This is a genomic window from Pseudomonas sp. UBA6699, assembly GCF_002454615.1.
GTDB lineage: Bacteria > Pseudomonadota > Gammaproteobacteria > Pseudomonadales > Pseudomonadaceae > Aquipseudomonas > Aquipseudomonas juntendi.
Genome location: NZ_DKJF01000002.1, coordinates 18,529 through 38,672 on the forward strand (window position 1 = coordinate 18,529; position 20,144 = coordinate 38,672).

The 20,144-nt window shown below is 64.1% G+C and carries 21 protein-coding genes; 10 read left to right on the forward strand and 11 right to left on the reverse strand.

Annotation, left to right across the window (positions count from 1 at the left end; all coding sequences use genetic code 11):
- Window positions 1-186 precede the first annotated feature (186 nt).
- A complete protein-coding gene (locus B3361_RS00395) occupies window positions 187-1,179 on the forward strand; it encodes a response regulator (RefSeq protein WP_054905175.1) in 993 nt (330 codons plus the stop codon).
- On the forward strand, window positions 1,176-1,544 hold the full coding sequence (locus B3361_RS00400) for a response regulator (protein ID WP_009681637.1): 369 nt from the start codon (window positions 1,176-1,178) through the stop codon (window positions 1,542-1,544). The genes B3361_RS00395 and B3361_RS00400 overlap by 4 nt, the downstream gene beginning before the upstream one ends.
- A gap of 45 nt (window positions 1,545-1,589) precedes the next feature.
- Here B3361_RS00400 and B3361_RS00405 read toward each other — a convergent pair whose 3' ends face one another.
- Window positions 1,590-3,080, reverse strand: coding sequence for a YifB family Mg chelatase-like AAA ATPase (locus tag B3361_RS00405; protein WP_054905174.1), 1,491 nt, complete (start codon window positions 3,078-3,080; stop codon window positions 1,590-1,592).
- Window positions 3,081-3,337: 257 nt separating this feature from the next.
- Here B3361_RS00405 and B3361_RS00410 point away from each other — a divergent pair, with 257 nt between their 5' ends.
- Window positions 3,338-5,350 (forward strand): DUF4034 domain-containing protein, encoded by a 2,013-nt coding sequence (locus tag B3361_RS00410; protein WP_054905173.1) that lies wholly within the window; start codon window positions 3,338-3,340, stop codon window positions 5,348-5,350.
- A 23-nt stretch (window positions 5,351-5,373) separates the two neighbouring features.
- Here B3361_RS00410 and B3361_RS00415 read toward each other — a convergent pair whose 3' ends face one another.
- On the reverse strand, window positions 5,374-5,640 hold the full coding sequence (locus B3361_RS00415) for an accessory factor UbiK family protein (RefSeq protein ID WP_009681642.1): 267 nt from the start codon (window positions 5,638-5,640) through the stop codon (window positions 5,374-5,376).
- Between the two features lie 382 nt (window positions 5,641-6,022).
- On the opposite strand from B3361_RS00415, the gene glnK reads away from it, so the two are divergent.
- From glnK to sutA, 3 genes are all read left to right on the forward strand, one after another.
- Window positions 6,023-6,361, forward strand: a complete 339-nt coding sequence (glnK, locus tag B3361_RS00420; protein ID WP_002555808.1) for a P-II family nitrogen regulator — start codon at window positions 6,023-6,025, stop codon at window positions 6,359-6,361.
- Between the two features lie 46 nt (window positions 6,362-6,407).
- The gene (locus B3361_RS00425) at window positions 6,408-7,739 is read left to right on the forward strand and encodes an ammonium transporter (RefSeq protein ID WP_029887805.1); all 1,332 of its coding nucleotides are present in this window, start codon (window positions 6,408-6,410) and stop codon (window positions 7,737-7,739) included.
- A gap of 431 nt (window positions 7,740-8,170) precedes the next feature.
- Entirely contained in the window at window positions 8,171-8,500 is a 330-nt protein-coding gene (gene sutA / locus B3361_RS00430) for a transcriptional regulator SutA (protein WP_009681644.1), read from the forward strand.
- Window positions 8,501-8,652: 152 nt separating this feature from the next.
- Here the strand turns inward: sutA and B3361_RS00435 are convergent, their stop codons facing one another.
- The 6 genes from B3361_RS00435 to lptM are packed head-to-tail and all read right to left on the reverse strand — an operon-like array spanning window position 8,653 to window position 13,273.
- Window positions 8,653-9,348, reverse strand: a complete 696-nt coding sequence (locus B3361_RS00435; RefSeq protein WP_054905172.1) for an HAD family hydrolase — start codon at window positions 9,346-9,348, stop codon at window positions 8,653-8,655.
- Window positions 9,345-10,244: a tyrosine recombinase XerC gene (xerC, locus tag B3361_RS00440; RefSeq protein ID WP_054905171.1), complete on the reverse strand. Its 900-nt coding sequence runs from the start codon at window positions 10,242-10,244 to the stop codon at window positions 9,345-9,347. The genes B3361_RS00435 and xerC overlap by 4 nt, the downstream gene beginning before the upstream one ends.
- Window positions 10,244-10,954, reverse strand: a complete 711-nt coding sequence (locus B3361_RS00445; RefSeq protein WP_009681647.1) for a DUF484 family protein — start codon at window positions 10,952-10,954, stop codon at window positions 10,244-10,246. The genes xerC and B3361_RS00445 overlap by 1 nt, the downstream gene beginning before the upstream one ends.
- A gap of 13 nt (window positions 10,955-10,967) precedes the next feature.
- A complete protein-coding gene (gene dapF / locus B3361_RS00450; protein ID WP_054905170.1) occupies window positions 10,968-11,798 on the reverse strand; it encodes a diaminopimelate epimerase in 831 nt (276 codons plus the stop codon).
- A 4-nt stretch (window positions 11,799-11,802) separates the two neighbouring features.
- Complete coding sequence (gene lysA / locus B3361_RS00455) at window positions 11,803-13,050, reverse strand: diaminopimelate decarboxylase (protein WP_009681649.1); 1,248 nt, start codon at window positions 13,048-13,050, stop codon at window positions 11,803-11,805.
- 10 nt (window positions 13,051-13,060) lie between these two features.
- The gene (gene lptM / locus B3361_RS00460; protein ID WP_054905169.1) at window positions 13,061-13,273 is read right to left on the reverse strand and encodes an LPS translocon maturation chaperone LptM; all 213 of its coding nucleotides are present in this window, start codon (window positions 13,271-13,273) and stop codon (window positions 13,061-13,063) included.
- A gap of 250 nt (window positions 13,274-13,523) precedes the next feature.
- On the opposite strand from lptM, the gene cyaY reads away from it, so the two are divergent.
- The 3 genes from cyaY to rnk all read left to right on the forward strand — a co-directional run bounded on the left by cyaY (window position 13,524) and on the right by rnk (window position 14,639).
- Window positions 13,524-13,856 (forward strand): iron donor protein CyaY, encoded by a 333-nt coding sequence (gene cyaY / locus B3361_RS00465; RefSeq protein ID WP_054905168.1) that lies wholly within the window; start codon window positions 13,524-13,526, stop codon window positions 13,854-13,856.
- A gap of 1 nt (window position 13,857) precedes the next feature.
- On the forward strand, window positions 13,858-14,082 hold the full coding sequence (locus B3361_RS00470) for a DUF1289 domain-containing protein (protein ID WP_009681652.1): 225 nt from the start codon (window positions 13,858-13,860) through the stop codon (window positions 14,080-14,082).
- Between the two features lie 146 nt (window positions 14,083-14,228).
- Entirely contained in the window at window positions 14,229-14,639 is a 411-nt protein-coding gene (gene rnk, locus B3361_RS00475; RefSeq protein ID WP_009681653.1) for a nucleoside diphosphate kinase regulator, read from the forward strand.
- A 39-nt stretch (window positions 14,640-14,678) separates the two neighbouring features.
- Here the strand turns inward: rnk and B3361_RS00480 are convergent, their stop codons facing one another.
- Complete coding sequence (locus B3361_RS00480; RefSeq protein WP_054905167.1) at window positions 14,679-17,528, reverse strand: class I adenylate cyclase; 2,850 nt, start codon at window positions 17,526-17,528, stop codon at window positions 14,679-14,681.
- Between the two features lie 168 nt (window positions 17,529-17,696).
- On the opposite strand from B3361_RS00480, the gene B3361_RS00485 reads away from it, so the two are divergent.
- A complete protein-coding gene (locus B3361_RS00485) occupies window positions 17,697-18,149 on the forward strand; it encodes a YaiI/YqxD family protein (RefSeq protein ID WP_009681655.1) in 453 nt (150 codons plus the stop codon).
- 194 nt (window positions 18,150-18,343) lie between these two features.
- On the opposite strand, the gene elbB is transcribed toward B3361_RS00485, so the two are convergent.
- Both elbB and B3361_RS00495 read right to left on the reverse strand, forming a co-directional pair.
- Window positions 18,344-19,003 carry an isoprenoid biosynthesis glyoxalase ElbB gene (elbB, locus tag B3361_RS00490; RefSeq protein WP_054905405.1) on the reverse strand — a complete coding sequence of 220 codons (660 nt, stop codon included), beginning with the start codon at window positions 19,001-19,003 and terminating at the stop codon, window positions 18,344-18,346.
- A 187-nt stretch (window positions 19,004-19,190) separates the two neighbouring features.
- Entirely contained in the window at window positions 19,191-19,793 is a 603-nt protein-coding gene (locus tag B3361_RS00495) for a DedA family protein (protein WP_054905406.1), read from the reverse strand.
- Window positions 19,794-20,144 lie beyond the last annotated feature (351 nt).

Sequence of the window (20,144 nt, forward strand, 5' to 3'; positions counted from 1 at the left end):
GGGGAATGCGGGTTGCAGCCCGCTTGGCAGGAACGGGCACGCTGTTGTCCGTTATCGTCCCCTGGCCTTTTCCGGGCGCTTGTATAGTGCCTTGAACACCCTATCCCTCGGGATAATTGTTCCACCGCATCCGCTGGCCTAGGCTGTTCGTGGCTGCGCGAATGCCCGTGCCCGTGCGAGGAAGCCATGATCCGAATAGGCAATGCCCTGGTGTCCCTGGAGCGCCGCGAAGTGTTGCTCGACGGTAAGCCCATGCTGCTGGGCGGGCGTGCGTTCGAGGTGCTGGCCACACTGATCAGGGCCAAGGGCCGGGTGGTCGACAAGGAAGAATTGTTCAGCCAGGTGTGGGCCGGCACCGTGGTCGAGGACAACAACCTGCAGGTCCAGGTGTCGTTGCTGCGCAAGGCATTTGGCGACCGTGGGCTGATTCAGACCGTAGCTCGGCGTGGCTACCGGTTGGCGGCCGAGATCAGCTTCGCGGCCCCAGGCCGGGCATTGGGGGCTTTGCCGTTGTGCGCAGGCGCCGACACCCTGGAGCCATCCGGCGAAAGTGCGGATGTGCCAGTGCTGGTGGTTGATGACGACCCATCGGTACGCACGGCGCTCGGCCGGCTGCTGCGCTCGCAGGGCATACCCCATCATCTGTTCGCCAGTGCCGAGGCGCTGTTTGAAGCCCGGCTGGAAACCCCTTACGCCTGCCTGTTGCTCGACATGCACCTGCCCGATATCACCGGCTTGCAAGTGCAGGAAACGCTGCGCCAGCTGGCGCTGCCCTGGCCGATCGTGTTCATGACCGGCTTTGGCACCATTGCGATGACCGTGCAGGCGATGCGCGCAGGTGCCGTGGAGTTCCTCACCAAGCCTTTTGACGAGGAGCAGTTGCTGGCCCTGCTGGGGACGCTGCGGGTGCGTGCCGTGGCCGAAGGGCGCAAGTGGCGCCATGCCCGGCTCGTGGCGGAAAAGTACCAGCGCCTGACCCCGCGTGAGCGCCAGGTGTTCTCGCTGGTGGTCGACGGCCTGTCGCACAAGCAGATCGCCAGGCAGATCGGCACCAGTGAGGTGACCACCAAGGTGCACAAGAAGAGCATCATGAACAAGATGCAGTCGCGCTCATTGGTGGAGTTGGTGGCCATGCACAACGTGCTCGGCACACAGCAGGAGGGCATGGGCGGCGCATGAGCAGATGGGTATGCATCGTCGATGACGATGCTTCGGTGCGCAAGAGCCTGGCCAACCTGCTGCGTTCAGCCGGGTTCGAGACCCTGACCTTCGCCGGCGGTGCCCCGTTCCTGGCGTCTGAACGGGCAGGGCAGGCCGGTTGCGTGCTGCTCGATCTGAAGATGCCCGGCATGAGCGGGCTGCACGTGCAGCGTGAGCTGGCGCTTCGGCAATGGCCGATAGTGGTGATCTGCATGTCGGCGCATTGGGATGATGCCGCCATGCACGCGGCGACGCGGCTGGGGGCGCTGGAGTGCCTGGGCAAGCCGTTTTCTGAAGAGGTATTGCTGGCGGTGGTTGAACGGGCATTGGCTGGCCGCCAGTAAACCAGGGGATGGTGCAGGCCCTTGCCTGCAAGGCCACTGCTGAACCTAACTGCTCCCCGGCCGATACTGCAGGGCCTCGGCCAGATGCGCCCGGCCAATGGCCTCGCACCCCTCCAGGTCCGCCAGCGTTCGCGCTACCTTCAACAACCGGTGTGCCGCGCGCAGCGATAGCGTCAGCCGCTCGCAGGCATTTTCCAGCCAGACTTGGTCGGCGGCTTTCAAGGCACAATGCCGGCGTAAACCTTCGAGATCGAGGAAGGCATTCGCGCAGGCCTGACGCCCGTGTTGCAGCGCTCGGGCCTGTGCCACTTTCACAGCCACAGCGGCACTGGTTTCACCGCTAGGCTGGTTGTTCAGCGTGGTGCTTTCGCGGGCCACGGTCAGGTGCAGGTCGATGCGGTCCAGCAGTGGCCCGGACAGTTTGTTGCGGTAGCGGGCGATCTGCTCGGTGCTGCAGCGGCAACGGCCGGTCGGGTCGCCGAGGTAGCCGCAAGGGCAGGGGTTCATGGCCGCCACCAGCTGAAAGCGCGCGGGAAAGCGTACCTTGTCGCGGGCCCGGGCAATCACGATTTCACCGGACTCCAATGGCTCGCGTAACACCTCCAGCACGCGGCGCTCGAATTCCGGTAGCTCGTCAAGGAACAGCACACCGTGGTGGGCGAGGGTGATTTCGCCAGGTTGCGGCCGGCTGCTGCCCCCCACCAGTGCCGGGCCAGAGGCGGAGTGGTGCGGGTGGCGAAAGGGGCGCTGCGGCCAGTTGCTCAGCGGTGCATGGCCGCTGACCGACTGGATCGCCGCCACTTCCAGCGCCTCGTGCTCGTCCAGCGGCGGCAGCAGCCCGGGCAGCCGGCTGGCGAGCAAGGTCTTGCCGGTGCCGGGCGGGCCGGTGAACAACAGGTTGTGCGCCCCGGCGGCTGCCAGCAGCAAGGCGCGCTTGGCTGCCAGTTGCCCTTGCACCTCGCTCAGGTCCGGGTAAGGCCGTTGCTGCAGGATCAAACCGTTGGCCGCATAGGGCGCCAGGGGCACCTGGCCGTTGAGGTGGGCAACCAGCTCCAGCAAGTGCCCCACGGCATACACCGCCAGGCCGCTGGCCAGGCTGGCCTCCTCGGCGTTTTCCCGTGGCACCACCAGCGCCCGGCCTGCTTCGCGGGCCGCGAGTGCCGCCGGCAATACCCCCTGCACCGGGCGCAACGTGCCAGACAGTGCCAGTTCGCCCAGGCATTCAAGCTCGGCAAGGGCCGCGGTTGGCAGTTGGCCGTCGGCGGCGAGGATGCCCAAGGCAATGGCCAGGTCGTAGCGCCCGCCATCCTTGGGCAGGTCGGCGGGGGCGAGGTTCTGGGTGATGCGCCGTTGTGGGTAGTTCAACCCGGAATTGACGATGGCGCTGCGTACCCGGTCTTTGCTTTCCTTGACGGTGGTTTCCGGTAGGCCGACCAGGGTGAGGTGCGGCAAGCCATTGGTCAGGTGCGTTTCGACGCTGACCGCCGGTGCCTGTACGCCCACCTGGGCGCGGCTATGGACGAGGGCTAGGGACATGGACGCTCCGTTGTCGCGGGTGAAGGCCGCTTCCTGCGGTAGCGCACAGGATAGCCAGCGCTCCTACTGCCGGCGCAAGAAGTGTGCGTCGTGGTTTTTCCGGGCAGGGATTTATCGCGGATTTTTACACCTCTGAGCAAAAGGTGGATCCAATATTCTTTGCGCAGGGGCCGGGTATGGCTTAGTGTTGTTGGGCAACTGCAGTTGCCATGGAATGGCACTGTGCCTTCTTCCAAATGGACTTGAGGAATTGCTCCGTGCAAACGCTCACCCACACTCACCAGGTAATCCGCGAACTGGTGCAGGCCCGCGCATTCGTTGAACTTACCCGTTTTTTCGACCGCCTCGAGGCGCAGTGGTATCAGGCGCCGCCCGGCGAGTTTCCGGCCTACCTGGCGGCCCTGGAAGGCCACATGTTCGCCGACCTCGACAACCAGGGCGACAAAGCCCCGAGCCAGGTGCTCAAAGCCTGGGTCGATGCCTGCCCCAAGGCTTACCACCCGCACGTGGTAATGGGCATGCACTGCTTCCACCGCGCTTGCCGGGTACAGGCTGATGGCCAACCCAACGCTGCGCGTGTGCTGGCCGTAGAGCAGATATGCGAAACCGCGACTGCGCACCTGCTGCAGGCGCTGGAGCGTTCGGCGCAACCGCTGGCAGCGGCCATCGGCATGCTGCGCGTCAGTGCGCAGTTGCGCGAGCCTGGCTGGTTGGCCGAGTTGTTCAACGGGCGGCCTGCGCGCTATCGGCCCAGTGCCCATGCCGATGTGGAGGTGCAGGAAGCCGCCGCGCCACTGTTGGTCAGGCATGGGGTGCAACCGCTGGCGGAACTGCCAAGCAGCTTTCCCGCGTGCCTGGCCAAGCGGACCTACCAGGACACCCAAGACCCGCGTTACTACTGGCTCCGCCACGCACTGGGCCTGCGCCCCGGTTGCTTCGAAGCCATCCAGGCCCTGGCTATCTACCTGTTGCCGCGGTCGGGCGCCGGTGCCGATGCGCTTGAACTGTTGGCCAGCGGCCCGTTGTGCGCCGGTTGGGACGAGCGCCTGCGTAACGCCTTGCGCTGGATGGCCGTCGAAGAACAGCTACTGTTGCCGGCTGCCGACCAGTTGCAGGCCGTGGCCACCTGGCAGCAGTTGTTCGACGCCTGGGCACAGCGCCCGCTGAGGCCAAGGGAGCGCGCAGTACTGCTGGCTTGGCAGGGGGCGTTGCGCTGTACTGCATTGCACGATCAGGCCGGCGCGATTGGCGACTTTGCCGCGAGCCTGGCATGCAATGCCGATCATGGAGCCATCGGGGCCATGGGCGAGCCGTTCCGTTGCCTGGCCGAGCTGATACTGCGCGACGGCCTGGCGGATCAGCAGCAGTTGCTGCGCCGCGCCCTCGAGCGCCTGTGCGACGGGCGCTGCCATGCGGGCGCCTGTGCCTTGCGCGCCGCAGGGCACTGCTTTGGTCTATGGGGGCTGCCACGCTCGGCCGAGCAGGCCCGGGCATGGTCGCAGCGGGCGGTGAAACGCCAGCTGGCAGGCCATGCGCCGGGGTTCACGGTGCTTGCGGCGGCGCGGCTGCTGTTGGCTGCCAACCGCCATGAAGTGGCCGTCTACCTGTATGAGCGTTGTGCCGAACTGAACCTGCCGGGGGCAGCCCTTGGCTTGTATGACTTGTACTGTGGTGGCCAGGCGAATACCCCGCAGGAGTACATTGATCGCCAGGCCGCTGAACATTGGCTACGGCGCGCAGTGGCAGCGGGCAGCCGCCGGGCCAAATACAAGCTGGCGTGCCTGCGCATGAAGGGTAGCGAGGACCTCAGCGAGCGCAGCGCCATGCTGGCCGTCAGGCACCTGCTGATCGACGCGCTGGGCGATTCCCAGACCAATGCCCGCGCGCGTTTGCATCTGGGCATCCTGTTGCGCCAGTTCGGCAACTCTCGGGAGCGGGCCGAGGCTGTGGCGTACCTGTTGAGCCTGGTCGAGCACCCTGACCTGGGAATTGCCGCACGCGCCAGTGCCGAGCTGGGGCTGGCCTGGATGCAGGGGCGCGGCACCCGCAAGCAAAGCCGCTTTGCCGCCATCGAGTGGGCCAACCGTGCGGCCAGCTTGCAGCCAACAGACGCCGCCATCGCGCGTATCCAGGCCGAGATTCTCAACTCGCACAACCGGGTGAAAACAGTGTTCACCCAATGTGGTGCAGCGCTGTTGCGCGGCACCCTGCATGCCAGTGAGCTACCGCCCAGGCCGCCTGAGCTGAACGCCCTGCGGGTTTCTGCCTGACGTGTGGCAGCGGCAGGGCTGGTTCAGTCCTGCTGGGCAGTAGGGGCCAGCCGCGCTTCCAGCTCTGCTACCTGTTGCTCCAGGGCCTCGAGGCGTGCACGGGTGCGCGCCAGCACGACCATCTGGCTGTCGAATTCGTCACGGCTGACCAGGTCCAGTTTGCTGAACGCCCCTTGCATCAGCACTTTGAACTGGCTTTCCAGTTCGGCGCGAGGCTGTGCGGTATCGCTGCTGAACAGGCGCGAGGCCTGGTCGCTCAGGGCATCGAGAAGGGCTTTGGGCGCGAGCATGGGGCTTTCCATTGAAACCGAGAAATGGCCAGCAGTGTAGCACGCACGCACATGGGCCTTTCTTTCACAGACGCTCGCGCTACTGCACGTTTTTCGAGCAGCAGCCCCCGCCTGCGCGCACCGAAACTGTGCATGATCTGCATGCTGGCGACTGGCCAATCCTGACTAAATCACATAACTCGCTGTTTTTCGTGGCTTTGGCGGAACTGGCAAGGTTTCTGCAAAGACCAGTTCGAGCCATGCACTGATGCAGTTCCTTGTGACCAGGCAGTGCGCACGCGGAGCCGGATGCCGACGACGCGTTACAAAGCCAACCGCTGCGCTTAGACTTGAGACGGGTTTGTTTTCCTGGGGCAAGTCCACCAAATCGGGAGAGAGTTTCATGAAGCTAGTCACAGCCATCATCAAGCCGTTCAAGCTGGACGACGTGCGCGAGTCACTGTCGGAAATCGGCGTGCAGGGTATCACCGTCACCGAAGTCAAAGGTTTCGGTCGCCAGAAGGGCCACACCGAGCTGTACCGCGGTGCTGAGTATGTGGTCGATTTCCTGCCCAAGGTGAAGATCGATGTCGCCATCGATGACAAGGACCTTGATCGGGTAATCGAAGCCATCACCAAGGCAGCCAACACCGGCAAGATCGGTGACGGCAAGATTTTCGTGGTGAATCTGGAGCAGGCGATCCGTATCCGTACCGGCGAAACCGATACCGACGCGATCTAAGCAACAACAAAGCCTCACCAAACCCAAAGCCCCAGGAGAAAACAACATGACTCTGCGTAAGATCGCAGGGCTAGGAGCCCTATTGTCCCTCGTAACCCCCGGGCTCGCCCTGGCAGAGGAAGCTGCCCCAGCGCTGAACTCCGGCGACACCGCCTGGATGCTGACCGCGACGGCGCTGGTGCTGTTCATGACCATTCCGGGCCTGGCCCTGTTCTATGGCGGCATGGTGCGTTCCAAGAACGTGCTGTCGGTGATGATGCAGTGCTTTGCAATCACCGGCCTGATGAGCATTCTCTGGGTCGTCTACGGCTATAGCATGGCCTTCGATACCGCCGGTATGGAAAAAGGCGTACTCAATTTCAATTCGTTCGTTGGCGGCTTCTCCAAGGCCTTCCTCAGCGGTGTCACGCCCGAGAGCCTGACTTCGGCCACTGCGCTGTTCCCTGAAGCGGTGTTCATCACCTTCCAGATGACCTTCGCCATCATCACCCCTGCGCTGATCGTCGGTGCCTTCGCCGAGCGCATGAAGTTCTCCGCGATGCTGGTGTTCATGGGTATCTGGTTCACCCTGGTATACGCGCCAATCGCGCACATGGTGTGGAGCGGTGACGGTGCACTGATGTGGGACTGGGGCGTACTGGACTTCGCTGGCGGCACCGTGGTGCACATCAACGCAGGTATCGCCGGCCTGGTCTGCTGCCTGGTACTGGGCAAGCGCAAAGGCTACCCGACCACCCCTATGGCGCCCCACAATCTGGGCTACACCCTGATGGGCGCGGCCATGCTGTGGATCGGCTGGTTCGGCTTCAACGCAGGTTCTGCTGCAGCGGCCAACGGCACCGCCGGCATGGCCATGCTGGTGACCCAGATCGCCACCGCCGCTGCGGCACTGGGCTGGATGTTCGCCGAGTGGATCGGCCACGGCAAGCCGAGCGCCCTGGGCATCGCTTCGGGTGTGGTTGCCGGCCTGGTCGCCATCACCCCGGCCGCGGGTACCGTGGGCCCCATGGGTGCCCTGGTAATCGGCCTGGCTTCGGGTGTGATCTGCTACTTCTGCGCCACCACCCTCAAGCGCAAGCTGGGCTATGACGACTCGCTGGACGCCTTCGGTGTTCACGGTGTGGGCGGCATCATCGGCGCCATCCTCACCGGCGTGTTCGCAGCCCCGGCACTGGGCGGCTTCGGTACTGTCACCGACATCGGCATGCAGGTCTGGGTACAGGCCAAAGGCGTGATCTTTACCGTGGTCTACACCGCCATCGTCACCTACGTGATTCTCAAGGTGCTGGACCTGGTGATGGGCCTGCGGGTCAACGAAGAAGAAGAGTCGGTCGGTCTCGACCTGGCTCAGCACAACGAGCGCGGCTACAACCTGTAACTGCGACGCGGTAAAAACTTGCCCGGCTTGCCGGGCATTTTTTTGCCAGATTTTTAACATTTCCCGCTCGGCAAACGGTTTATCCGGCACGTTCGCGACGTAGGCAAAAAACTTACAAGTCGTAGGGCATTTATGGTGCTTTGCTTTTTCTACCGGCGCGCTAGAATGCGCGCCGAAGGGTGTTTGGCAAGCAGTCCGCGCACTTCAACCAGCCTTTGCTAGGCTTGCCAATAGCGAGTGGCCAGCAGGGGCTAATGGATTTGTCAGGTTCTGCCAGGAGCAGGGCCTGCTGGGTACCGCCTCCCATCAGGAGCGCCGGCCCCAAGGGCAGTGGCCTAACCCACGGCCAGTTGAATTTTCACTGGTAGCTGCCGGTCTACGGCTGCACTGGTCTATAACTAACCTGCTTTTCGCAAGTCATGAGGTAGAACATGAGCGACGACGATCTGGAAAATGATGACCTCGAAGTAGGTGACGAAGACGAGGGCGATGAAGGCCTCGAAGCGGCGGCTGATGACGGCGTCGAAGACGCTGGCGATGACGACAGCAGCCCGGCACCCGCTGCCAAGGGCAAATCCAAGGCGGCAGTCTCGGTAGACGAGATGCCGAGCATGGAAGCCAAGCAGAAAGAGCGTGATGCACTGGCCAAGGCGATGGAAGAATTTCTGTCGCGCGGTGGCAAGGTGCAGGAAGTCGAGGCCAACGTGGTCGCCGACCCGCCCAAGAAGCCGGACAACAAGTACGGCAGCCGCCCTATCTGATTGGCTGATCGTCAAGAAGCCCGCCGTCGCTGCGGGCTTTTTTGTGCCTGTGCCGGCCGCTTCGCGGGCAAGCCCGCCCCCACAGGTCTTGGGACCTGCACGGTCCCTGTGGGAGCGGGCGTGCCCGCGAATGGGCCGCAAAGCGGCCCCTGTCAGCGCCAGCGTGCGAGCACGTCGGGCAGCTGCGACAGGTGCCGGATCTCGGCATCCGGCGCCTGCTCGCCCGCCCAGGCCTTGCCCTGCGGGTTGAACCAAACCGCACGCAACCCGGCGCGCTGGGCACCGGCAATGTCGTCAGCCGGGTGATCACCAATGTGCACCGCCGCACCGGCGTCGACCTCGCCACGCCGCAAGGCCTCCAAAAACGGCGCCGGGTCCGGCTTGCCAATGCCCAGGTCCTCGGCACACAGGGCGAAGCGGAAGTAATCCGCCAGCCCTAGCCGGCTGACGTCGGCATTGCCATTGGTGACAACGCCCAGGGTGTACTGATGCCGCAGGATCTCCAGCATTGGCTGCACCTCGGGGAAGATCTGCACCTGGTGGCGAGCATGCAGGAATACCTCGAAGCCTTCATTGGCCAGGTCCTGTGCGTGTTTCTCGCTGTAGCCGACTTCTTCCAGGGCATGGAACAGTACCCGCCGGCGCAGGGCACTGATGCGGTGTTTCAGGCCGGGCTCGGCCTGCACCAGGCGTTCGCGGATGGCGAACAGGTGTTCCACCGGCACCCCGCCCAGGAGGGGGGCGTTGGCTTCGAGCCAGTCGCGCAGCACGACTTCCGCACTGGCAATCACTGGCGCGGTGTCCCACAGGGTGTCGTCGAGGTCGAAGGTGATCAGCTTGATGCTCATGAGTCTGTGCCTTTGCTGCGTTTGGCCCGGGGGTGGGCGCTGTCGTACACCGCCGCCAGGTGCTGGAAGTCCAGATGGGTATAGATTTGCGTGGTGCTGATGTCGGCATGGCCGAGCATCTCTTGCACTGCGCGCAGGTCCTGGGACGATTCCAGCACATGGCTGGCGAAGGAATGGCGGAGCATGTGCGGGTGCAGGTGTTGGCCCAGTTCACGTTCACCCACGGCCTTGACCCGCTGCTGTACGGTACGGGGGCTGATGCGGTTGCCCTGGCGGGTGATGAACACGGCGCGGTCGCGCGGGTTGCCGATGCCGCGCAGGCGGTACCATTCCTTCAGCGCTTCGCGGGCCTTGCGGCCGACCGGTAGCACCCGCGCCTTGCCGCCTTTGCCCAGTACCTGCACCAGGCCGGCGGCAAGGTCCAGGTGATCCAGGTCGAGGTTGGTCAGCTCAGACAGGCGCAGGCCCGAGGAATAGAACAGCTCCAGCATGGCCTGGTCACGGCGGGCAATAAAGTCGTCGTCCACGCCGCCATCGAGTAGCTGCAGCGCACGGTCGGTGTCCAGCACCTTGGGTAGCTTGCGCTCGCCCTTGGGGGCGCTCAAGCCGGCGGCAGGGTCGTGCTGGCACAGGCCTTCGCGGTTCAGGTAACGGTACAGGCCGCGTACAGCGGACAGCAGCCGCGCCAGGCTGCGCGAGGCCTGACCATGGTGATGCAGGCGGGCGACCAGCTGACGCAACTGCTGAATCTGCAGCGCTTGCCAGTCGGCAATACCGTGCTCCTTGCAATAGGCAATGACCTTGTCCAGGTCGCGACGGTAGCCCAGCAAGGTGTGCTCCGACACCTGGCGCTCACTGCGCAGGTGTGCGCAATAAGCCTCCAGCTGGCGTTCCATCAGCGTACCGAACGCAGGGTCTGGGTCACCCGTGGCACGACACGGCCGAGCACTTCGGCGATGTAGCCGAGGAACAGCGTGCCGACGCTGCTCTTGTAGTGTTGCGGGTCTCGGCTACCGATTGCCAGCACCCCATGCAACCCCTGGTACTCCAGCGCGGCCACGGCGCTGGAGCCGACCTCGCGGCGCTGTTCCTCGCCGAACAGGAAGGCCAGTTCATGTTCGCGCAGGTTGCCGCTGACCGTCTTGCCACCGCCCAACAGGGCACCGATGGCCTGTTGGGCCTCGGCATTGCTGACCCAGCGCCCCACGGGGGCAACGTTGTCACCGAACAGGATCAGGCTGACAAAGGGCACCTGAAACTCCTGGCGCAGGCTGTCTTCGACGGCCATGACCACTTCTTCCAGGCTACCGGCATCAAGCAGGTCGAGGATCAGCCGGCGCGTCTTGTCGAACAGCCGGTCGTTGTCGCGGGCCACGTCCATCAGTTGTGACAGGCGGTGGCGCATCTCGATGTTGCGGTCGCGCAGCAGCTTGAGCTGGCGCTCGACCAGCGACACGCTGTCGCCACGCTGGTGCGGAATACGCTGTTCGATCAGCAACTCGTCGTGCTCGCTGAAGAAGGTAGGGTGGGCGCGCAGGTAGGCGACCACCGCCTCGGCATCGAGCTCGGCGGACTGCTGGGGTACAACCTTGGGCTGATCGGTCATGGCGGTTACTCGCTTAGAGACGAACCTGTCCTTCGTAGACGCGTACGGCCGGGCCGGTCATCACCACGGGCTTGCCGGGGCCGGCCCATTCGATGTGCAGGCGGCCACCTGGCAGGTCGAGGGATACCGGGGAGTCCATCCAGCCCTGGCTGATCGCCGCCACGGCGGCGGCGCAGGCGCCGGTGCCGCAGGCCTGGGTTTCGCCCGCGCCGCGTTCCCACACGCGCAGGTTGGCCCGGTGGCGGTCCATGACCTGGAGGAAGCCGGCATTCACCCGCTGCGGGAAGCGTGGGTGGTTTTCGATCTTCGGGCCCAGTTCATGCACGGGGGCAGTACGCACGTCGTCGACACGCAGCACGGCATGCGGGTTACCCATGGACACGGCGGCAATCGAATGCAGCTGGCCGTCGACTTCCAGTGGGTAGCTCAGCGCCTGCGCGTCGGCGACGAAGGGGATTTCGGCAGGGGTGAAGCGCGGTGGGCCCATGTCGACACTCACCTGGCCGTCGTTTTGCACGTCCAGCACGATGATGCCGCTCTTGGTTTCCACGCGGATGCGTTTTTTCGCGGTCAGGCGCTTGTCCAGCACGAAACGGGCGAAGCAGCGCGCACCGTTGCCGCACTGCTCCACTTCGGAGCCGTCGGCATTGAAGATACGGTAGCGGAAGTCCACTTCCGGGTTGTTCGGCGCCTCGACGATCAGCAACTGGTCGAAGCCGATGCCGGTGTGGCGGTCACCCCATTGCTTGGCGTGCTTGGGCTGGATGTGGGCGTGCTGGCTGACCAGGTCCAGGACCATGAAGTCGTTGCCCAGCCCATGCATCTTGGTAAAACGCAGTAGCATGGGCTTACTCCGGCAGCAGGCTTTCGCCAGCGTACAGTTCGGCGATGGTCTCGCGGCGGCGTACTTCGAACGCCTGGTCACCGTCAACCAGGATTTCGGCGCATCTACCACGGGTGTTGTAGTTGGAGCTCATGACAAAACCATAGGCGCCCGCCGACTCGACAGCCAGCAAATCACCTTCGGCCAGGTCGAGGACACGGTCCTTGCCGAGGAAGTCGCCGGTCTCGCAGATCGGCCCGACCAGGTCATAGGCACGGCCTTCACCGCCACGCGGCTTGACCGCGCTGACGCCCATCCAGGCCTGGTACAAGGCAGGGCGGATCAGGTCGTTCATCGCCGCATCGATGATGGCGAAGTCCTTGTGTTCGGTGTGCTTGAGGTATTCCACGCGGGTCAGCAACACGCCGGCATTGGCCACGATATAGCGGCCAGGCTCGAACACCAGGGCCAGGTCGCGGTCGCCAACGCGCTCGCGGATGGCCTTGATGTAGTCGGCCACCAACGGCGGCTGTTCGTCACGGTAGCGCACCCCGACACCGCCGCCCAGGTCCAGGTGGCGCAGGTGAATGCCGCACTCGGCCAGGCGGTCGACCAGCACCAGCAGGCGGTCGAGCGCGTCGAGGAACGGGTCGATGGTGGTCAGCTGGGAGCCGATGTGGCAGTCGACACCGACCACTTCAAGGTTCGGCAACTGCGCCGCACGCACGTAGATGGCTTCGGCGTCGGCAATGGCGATGCCGAACTTGTTTTCTTTAAGGCCAGTGGAGATGTAAGGGTGGGTACCGGCGTCCACGTCCGGGTTGACCCGCAGCGATACCGGGGCAACCTTGCCCATTTCGGCGGCCACCACCTGCAGGCGCTCCAGCTCGTCAGTGGACTCCACGTTGAAGCAGTGCACACCCACTTCCAGGGCGCGGCGCATGTCTTCGCGGGTTTTCCCCACGCCGGAGAACACCACGCGGTCAGCGCGGCCACCGGCCGCCAGCACACGCTCCAGCTCGCCGCCGGAGACAATGTCGAAACCTGCACCCAGGCGTGCCAGCACGTTCAGCACGCCGAGGTTGGAGTTGGCCTTGACCGCAAAGCACACCAGGTGCTCGGCGCCTTGCAGGGCGTCGGTGTAGCTGCGGTACTGGGCCTCGATGTGAGCGCGCGAGTACACGTAGGTAGGCGTGCCATGGCGTTCGGCGATGGCTGACAGGGCTACACCCTCCGCGAACAGCTCGCCGTCGCGGTAGTTGAAAGCGTTCATCTGGTTTCCTTTACTGCGCAGGCGACTGCTCGGGCTCGGACTCGAGCGCTGGCGGCTGCTCCTGGACCGCGGTCGGCTTGGCTTTCGACGAGTGCTGGTGCGACTTGTGCGCTTTACCGTTATCGCCGTCGTCCGGCAGATACAGCGGGCCTTTCTGGCCGCAGGCCGAAACGAGGCAGGCAACAGCGACCAGCGCCGCGAAGGAGGAAATCAGGCGCTTCATGGGTGAAATCCTTAGAAAATGCAGTATTGCGCCCGAGTATACCGAGCGACCGGCGGCTTGCCTATGCAAGGGCCGGTCCGCCGGGCGGGCAGCAGACGCGGCAAGCTTCAAGCTTCAAGCGGCAAGAAAAAGCGATCGGGTGTAGGCTGGGCTTTTTCTTGCGGCTTGTAGCTAGCAGCTTGCGGCTGGCGCGTTGCGCCCGTATCTTCCCCGGCTTGCCTGTAATGCCGCCAATTTCGAGGTTCCTGCAATGAGTTTGAGTGAAGCGCGTTTCCACGATCTGGTCGACGCGACCCAACAGGCCCTGGAAGACCTGTTCGACGAGAGCGGCCTGGACCTGGACACGGAGAATTCCGCTGGCGTGCTCACCGTCAAGTTCGAAGGCGGCGCCCAGCTGATCTTCAGCCGTCAGGAGCCGCTGCGCCAACTGTGGCTGGCTGACCGTTCCGGTGGTTTCCACTTCGACTACGACGAAGAGACTAAAAAGTGGGTCTGCGAAAAGAGCGAAGAGCTGCTGGGCGAAATGCTCGAACGCATCGTTTGGGAGCGGGCTGGCGAAAAGCTGGACTTCGACGAGATCTGACATGAGCAGCGCCCAGCCGCGGCCACCCAAGCCGTTGTACAGCAATGTCAGCCCCGCGGTGCCATCACCCTGCATCAGTGTCTGCCGGCTCGACGAGCAGCGTGTCTGCACCGGTTGCCACCGGCATGTCGAGCATATTCGCGAGTGGCGCTCGGCCGATGACGAGCGGCGCCGGCAGATCTGCCGCGAGGCACAGGTCCTGCGTGCGCAGGCAAAGGCACACTGACCGCAGGGGCTTGAGTATTTGCCCGTCTGTGGTAGTGTCGGGTTCTGCGTCGATGACGCCAAAGCCTTTTCAAACCCCGCCCTTGGGCGGGGTTTTGCTTTATCTGTGCATTGAAAATTGCCTGTTCAAAGGAGTCTGACTGGATCATGAGCACCAAGCCTTCCCTTATCCTCACCCGATTGGACGTACAGCGTCTGGAGCGTCTGATCGACAGCCTCGACGAGAGTACGCCGGGTGTGTTCGCCCTGCAGGAGGAGCTGGACCGTGCCGCTCAGGTCGTCGGTCATGAGGAAGTACCCGCAGGCGTGGTGACCATGAACTCGCGCGTGCACTGCCGTGAGGAAGCCAGCGGCAAGGACTACCACCTGACCCTGGTGTACCCGAAGGATGCCGGGGCGGAAGGCAAGGTTTCGGTGCTGGCGCCAATTGGCTGCGCTTTGCTGGGGTTGTCGGTGGGTGAACAGATCGACTGGCCGGCGCCGGGGGGCAAAACCCTCAAGCTGAAACTGCTGGAAGTCGAGTACCAGCCTGAAGCGGCGGGTGATTTCGACCTCTGAGGCCTGGGCCGCCATGCGGCCCATGTTGGAGCAGCCCGGTCATTGGCACAGCACCTGCTCCAACCCCTCGTTCAATGCCTGCTCCAGCACCCGCTTGTAGCTCAGGTAAACCTGCGTTGCCCCCAGCCGGTCATCCAGCAGCTCGGACAAATCCAGGTCGGTGATATAGCACCGGTACTTCCCGGCCCCGCGCCGCTGGCCAATGATCTGCCGCGCCACTACCGCATACAGCTGCGGCCCATGCTCCAGCTCGGAAAACTCCTGCTGGTCGCAGTACAGTGTCACATGCGCAGCACCCCCTACACCGGCCTGGATGATGGCCTGCACTTCATAGTAAGGCTGGTCACTGCCCTCCTGCGGCGCCACGCGCGCTTCGATGCTGCGGGCCTTGCCCGGGCCGCCAGGCAGTAGCTGCGCGTACTGGATATCCAGGGCCGCCTGCCCAAGGTCATCCAGCGGCAGGCGAGCCTCGCGGCGCATCACCACCGAGCGCAAAAAGCGCTGCAGCGGCAACAGCAGGTGCGCCTCGTCATGCAGCGGTAGGCGCTGTTGCCATAACGCGTTGCATTCATCCAGCACGTACAGCTCGGCCCATTCGTCCTGCAGGCGGTAGAACACCTGAATGCACGCCGGCCGGCCCTGCTCCAGCACCAGGCGCAGGTCCTGATCTTGCAGGGCGTTGGCGTCCAGGTACAACGGGCTGTAGACACTGCGTTCTTCGCCCAGGTAGGCCAGCAGGGCATCGTGCTCGGCCAGGGTGCTCAGGCTGACATGCCCCGTTTGCAGCTCCAGCACATGGGTGTGCCGGGCGACCTGTAGCAGGTAGCGGTGCTGCAGGCCCTGGGCTTGCAACAGCTGCACGGTGTCGAAGATCTCTTCCACCCGTTGGCTGATGGCCTGTGCGCGGCTCGGGCAGAAGCAATGCACCCGTACCCGCGGCCGGTGGCCATGCGCCACCGGGCTGTTGAGAAAGTCACGCAGGCAGCGCACCAGCGCGTGTTCGCCGTCAAAGCGCTGAACCAGCACTTCGTTCCAGCTGTTCAGGGTGACCTGGTCCAAGGTCAGCACCAGGTTCTCCCGCACCCCGGCATAGCTCAGTGAGTCGATGCGCTCGGTGGTCATCAGGATGTTCAGGTCGCGGTGGTGGCGCAGTGGGTCGATGGCCACGTTGACCAGTAGCAGCACTTCATCGGCAACGCTGGGTTGCAGCAGGCGCACCTCACTCACGGTCGGCAAGGGCAGGGGGATGCATTGCTGCAGGCAACCGAGCAGGTTGACCAGCTCGAACTCGCTCAGGTCACTGACACCCGGGTGCAGCGCCAAGCGCGTGCCGCTGTCGATGACCCCGTTGCGATGGGCCCAGGCCAGCAGTTCCAGCAGCTCGCGGCAGCGTTTTATCGGGTTGAAGCACTCGATGTCGTGCGGGCTCAGGTTGCCGCTGTACAGTTCCCAGTGGTAGCTCCCCGATTCCTTGCGGTTAGGTAACTGAGCCAGGGTGAGGGTGTCTTCGGCGAGGTCCGGGGCGATACCCGGGTTGATCACCTCGACCTTGCCGGCACGGCGCTCGAAGGCTGCATACAGGCGCCTGCCCAGCACGTTGAGCTCGCGTTGGTCGGCGCGGCTGCTGGCGCTTCGGGTGCGTGCGAACTGGCCAAGGAAGCGATAGCTGTGGTTCAGCTCGGCCACCAGTTCGCGGCGCTCCACGGCAACCTGCTGGACTTTCCATTGGCTGCGGCTGTCCAGTATCGCCAGCTGCCGCTCATCCCACCCCCACTGGTCAGCCAGGCGCTGAAGCAAACGGCGCTGCCAGCCATTGCTACGGTTCTGGTCGCTGAGCTTCTTGTTCACCTTCAGGTACAGGCTGCGCCGTACCCGTTCCAGGCGCACAGGCTCGCCCTTTTGCAGCAGGTAGCGTTCGATGCGCCGGTAGACCATGACATACGGGTCCAGCTCGTCCAGGTCCAGCTGGTTGGCGAACACTGCCTGCTTGTAGTCCAGGCTCAGGCAGCGCACGCCAGGGTATTCACTGGCGTAGGCCTCGGTCAGCAGCAGTTTGAGCAGCGACTTGTAGGGTGAGTCGATGCCTTTGAACAGTTGCCACAGGCCGGCACCAATGAACTCGCCGGGCGGAATGTGCGCCAGGTTGCCCAGGTCGAGCACATCCTGGCTGCGGATAAAACGCTTGGCCAGCAGGGTCTGGGTATAGGCCTGGTAATTGCCTTCTTCGTAGACCGGCACCAGCCACCACAGCGGCGTACGCCCGGCCAGCCACACGGTGGTGCGGTAGAACTCGTCCAGCAGCAGGTAATGCTGGGTAGTCCCGCAATTGTCTGAGCCAAGCTGACCATCACGCTGGCCTTGGGCAAACCCTTGGGTGTCGATCAGGAAAAAGTGTGCCTCCGCGCCCAGGCTGGCCGCCCAGGTTTCCAGCATTTGGCACTTGCGGCGCAGCTCTTCGAGCAACGGCTCGGGCAAGCCGGGGGCGTGGCATACCCATACGTCCATGTCGCTGTGCTCGGCCTGCGCCAGCGAGCCCAGGCTGCCCATCAGGAACAGGCCGTGTATCGGCCGTGGCGGGTTGCCGTGCTGGGCCTTGTAGGTGAATGAGCGGGCCAGGCGCTGGGCTTCTGCGACCAGCTCGCTACCGGGCTCGTAGCCCGAGACGCCTGCGGGGGTGCTGCGCGAGACGTAACCCGGCAATAGCGGGTGGTTCACGTGAAACAGCAAGGGCAACAGCAGCAGCACTTGTTGCTGACGTGTCGACAGGCCCTCCATTGCCCGCTGCAGCCGAGCCTGGTTCAGGTGCAGGAAACGCGCGCGCAGTGTCGCCAGGACTTTGCGGTCGATGCCTTGGTCCAGGTCGGGGCGGATTTCGTGGGGGTGGTTCATTGCGCGCTCGGGCAGGCCAGTGAAGCTGTGGCGAGTTTAGCCTGAGTAAGGGGGGCGGATAAGCGCTAATTGGAATATTGGCGCCATTTTTCCAGCGCGCCGGCCGGTTCCGGCTGTTGCCGTGCATGAGGCATCATGAGCACATTGAGCTGATGAAGAGATTATCCGATGCGTGTATGGATCGATGCCGATGCCTGCCCCAAGGCAGCCAAGGATCTGATCGTCAAGTTCGCCCTCAAGCGCAAGTTCGAGGTGGTGATGGTGGCGGGCCAGGCAGTGGCCAGGCCTGCGTTTGCGATCGTGCGGTTGATCGTGGTGCCCAGTGGCATGGATGCGGCCGACGATTATCTGGTCGAGCATGCCGTGCCGGGCGAGCTGGTGATCTGTAGTGACGTGCCGTTGGCCGACCGCCTGGTCAAGAAGGGGGTGGCAGTGCTGGACCCACGCGGGCGCGAGTTCGACGAGCGCAACATGGGTGATCGGCTGGCCGCGCGCAACCTGTTCACCGATTTGCGCGAGCAGGGCCAGGTCGGGGGAGGGCAGGCGGCTTATGGGGAGCGCGACAAGCAGGCGTTCGCCAATGCGCTGGACCGGATCATTTCGCGACTATCGAGGGCCTGAAGTGTAACGCGGCCCTTTTGTGGGAGCGGCCTTGTGTCGCGAAAGGGGCGCGCAGCGGCCCCGGTAATTTATGCGGCGAGGCTCAAATCCTGGGGCCGCTGCGCGGCCCTTTCGCGACACAAGGCCGCTCCCACATTGATCGGCGTACGCAGGCCATTGACCGCGCCGGATTCTGGGCTGCGCGTAGGCGGGCCTTACTCGTGGGTCAGCTCCAGCACCCGGTCCACCAGCTTGTTGATGCCGCCAGCCGCCTCGCTGATCGACTTGGCCTCCATGTAAGCCGGGGTCGTCACCAGCTTGCGTTGGGTATCTTCGACAATGTCGTGCACGTCGCATTCTTCATGGGTGCCGCCCATCTTCACCACTGCCGCCGCAGTACCCGCGTCGCTGCCAATGGTGCAGACCACCCCCGGCCCGTAGATCTTCGCCGCCAGTGCCGGCGAAATGCAGATCAGGCCAACAGGCTTGCAGGCAGCGGCAAAGGCTTCGGCCAGGGCCAGCACGTCTGGGTTGACGCTGCAGTTGGCGCCTTCCACGGCGAAGTTGGACAGGTTCTTCGCCGCCCCAAAGCCACCCGGCACGATCAGCGCATCGAAGTCTTCGGCCTTGGCCTCGCGGATGTCCTTGACCTCGCCCCGGGCAATGCGCGCCGATTCCACCAGCACGTTGCGCGACTCGGGCATCTCTTCGCCGGTCAGGTGGTTGATCACATGCATCTGCGCAATGTTCGGCGCGAAGCACTGCACTTGCGCGCCGCGCTGGTCCAGGCGCAGCAGGGTGATCACGCTTTCGTGAATTTCGGCGCCGTCGTACACGCCACAGCCGGAAAGAACCACCGCTACTTTTTTAGTCATGTTTGAAGCTCCAGTGTTGTGTCGCGCCTGGGAGATCGAGCGCTGCCTGCGCGGCGCATTGCGAGCGGGCGCTCGCCGGGTTGGTTTTCAGGGCCAGTCATGCTTGTGACAGGCGCGCGGCTGCCTTGTTCGTCCGGCAACCCGACACGCTGTGTGCAACCCGATGCGCCGCACTGGCGCCTCGGGGTCACTGCTGGTCGCGCTGTTCGTCCGCCGCCTGGGCGGCGGCCTTGCGCTCTGCGCGCAGGGCACGGAAGCGACGGCGCAGCCACAACAGCACGCCCAGCCCCAGCAGGGCGGCCAACACCCATAGTTCGTACCGCTTGACGTTGCCCAGCAGGCCTTCGAGGATGGCGCCGAAGTGATAGGCCGCCGCACCCAGGGCAATGGCCCAGATCGCTGCGCCAATGCCGTTCAGCAGCAGGTAGCGGCGTGGCGGATAGCCCGACAGGCCAATGGCCACGGGCATGACCGTGCGCAGGCCGTAGACGAAGCGGAAACTCAGTACCCAGATGTCGGGGTGGCGGCGAATGTGGGCCAGCGCCCGGTCGCCCATCGCCTGCCAGCGCGGCTTGCGGGCCAGAATCTTGCGGCCGTGGCGCCGGCCCATGAAATACCACAACTGGTCGCCGGCATAGCTGCCGAAGAACGCCACCAGGCACACCAGGTTGATGTCCATGTAACCGCGGAATGCAAGGAATCCTGCAAGCACCAGGATGGTCTCGCCTTCGAAGAAGGTGCCTAGAAAAAGGGCAAAGTAGCCGAAATCCTGCAGGAATTGTTGAAGCATTTTCTGAGGTGCTGGCGAAATGAACGCGCAGCCTACCCCTTCGCGGGCATTCGGGAAAGTGTCCAAATGTGTCTCCACATGAACAATTCCTACACCACATTGCCATAGCCACGCGTCATGGCTTGCCCTGCCATGTCACACAGGCGTCATAATGGGCGCTTATCTTGCCGCTCAATTGATGATAGGGCGTTAACGTCCTCAGGAACGTCAGATGAATAATGAAGTGCTTAGCCCTGTCGCGATCAAGGATGCCCAGGAGCTCCCCGAAGAGATGCTGCAGACCCCGCCAGACCTGCCGCCGGCCACCGCGCCGGAAGCCGGGCAGGCGGCCGAGCCTGCCGCCCCGGTGCC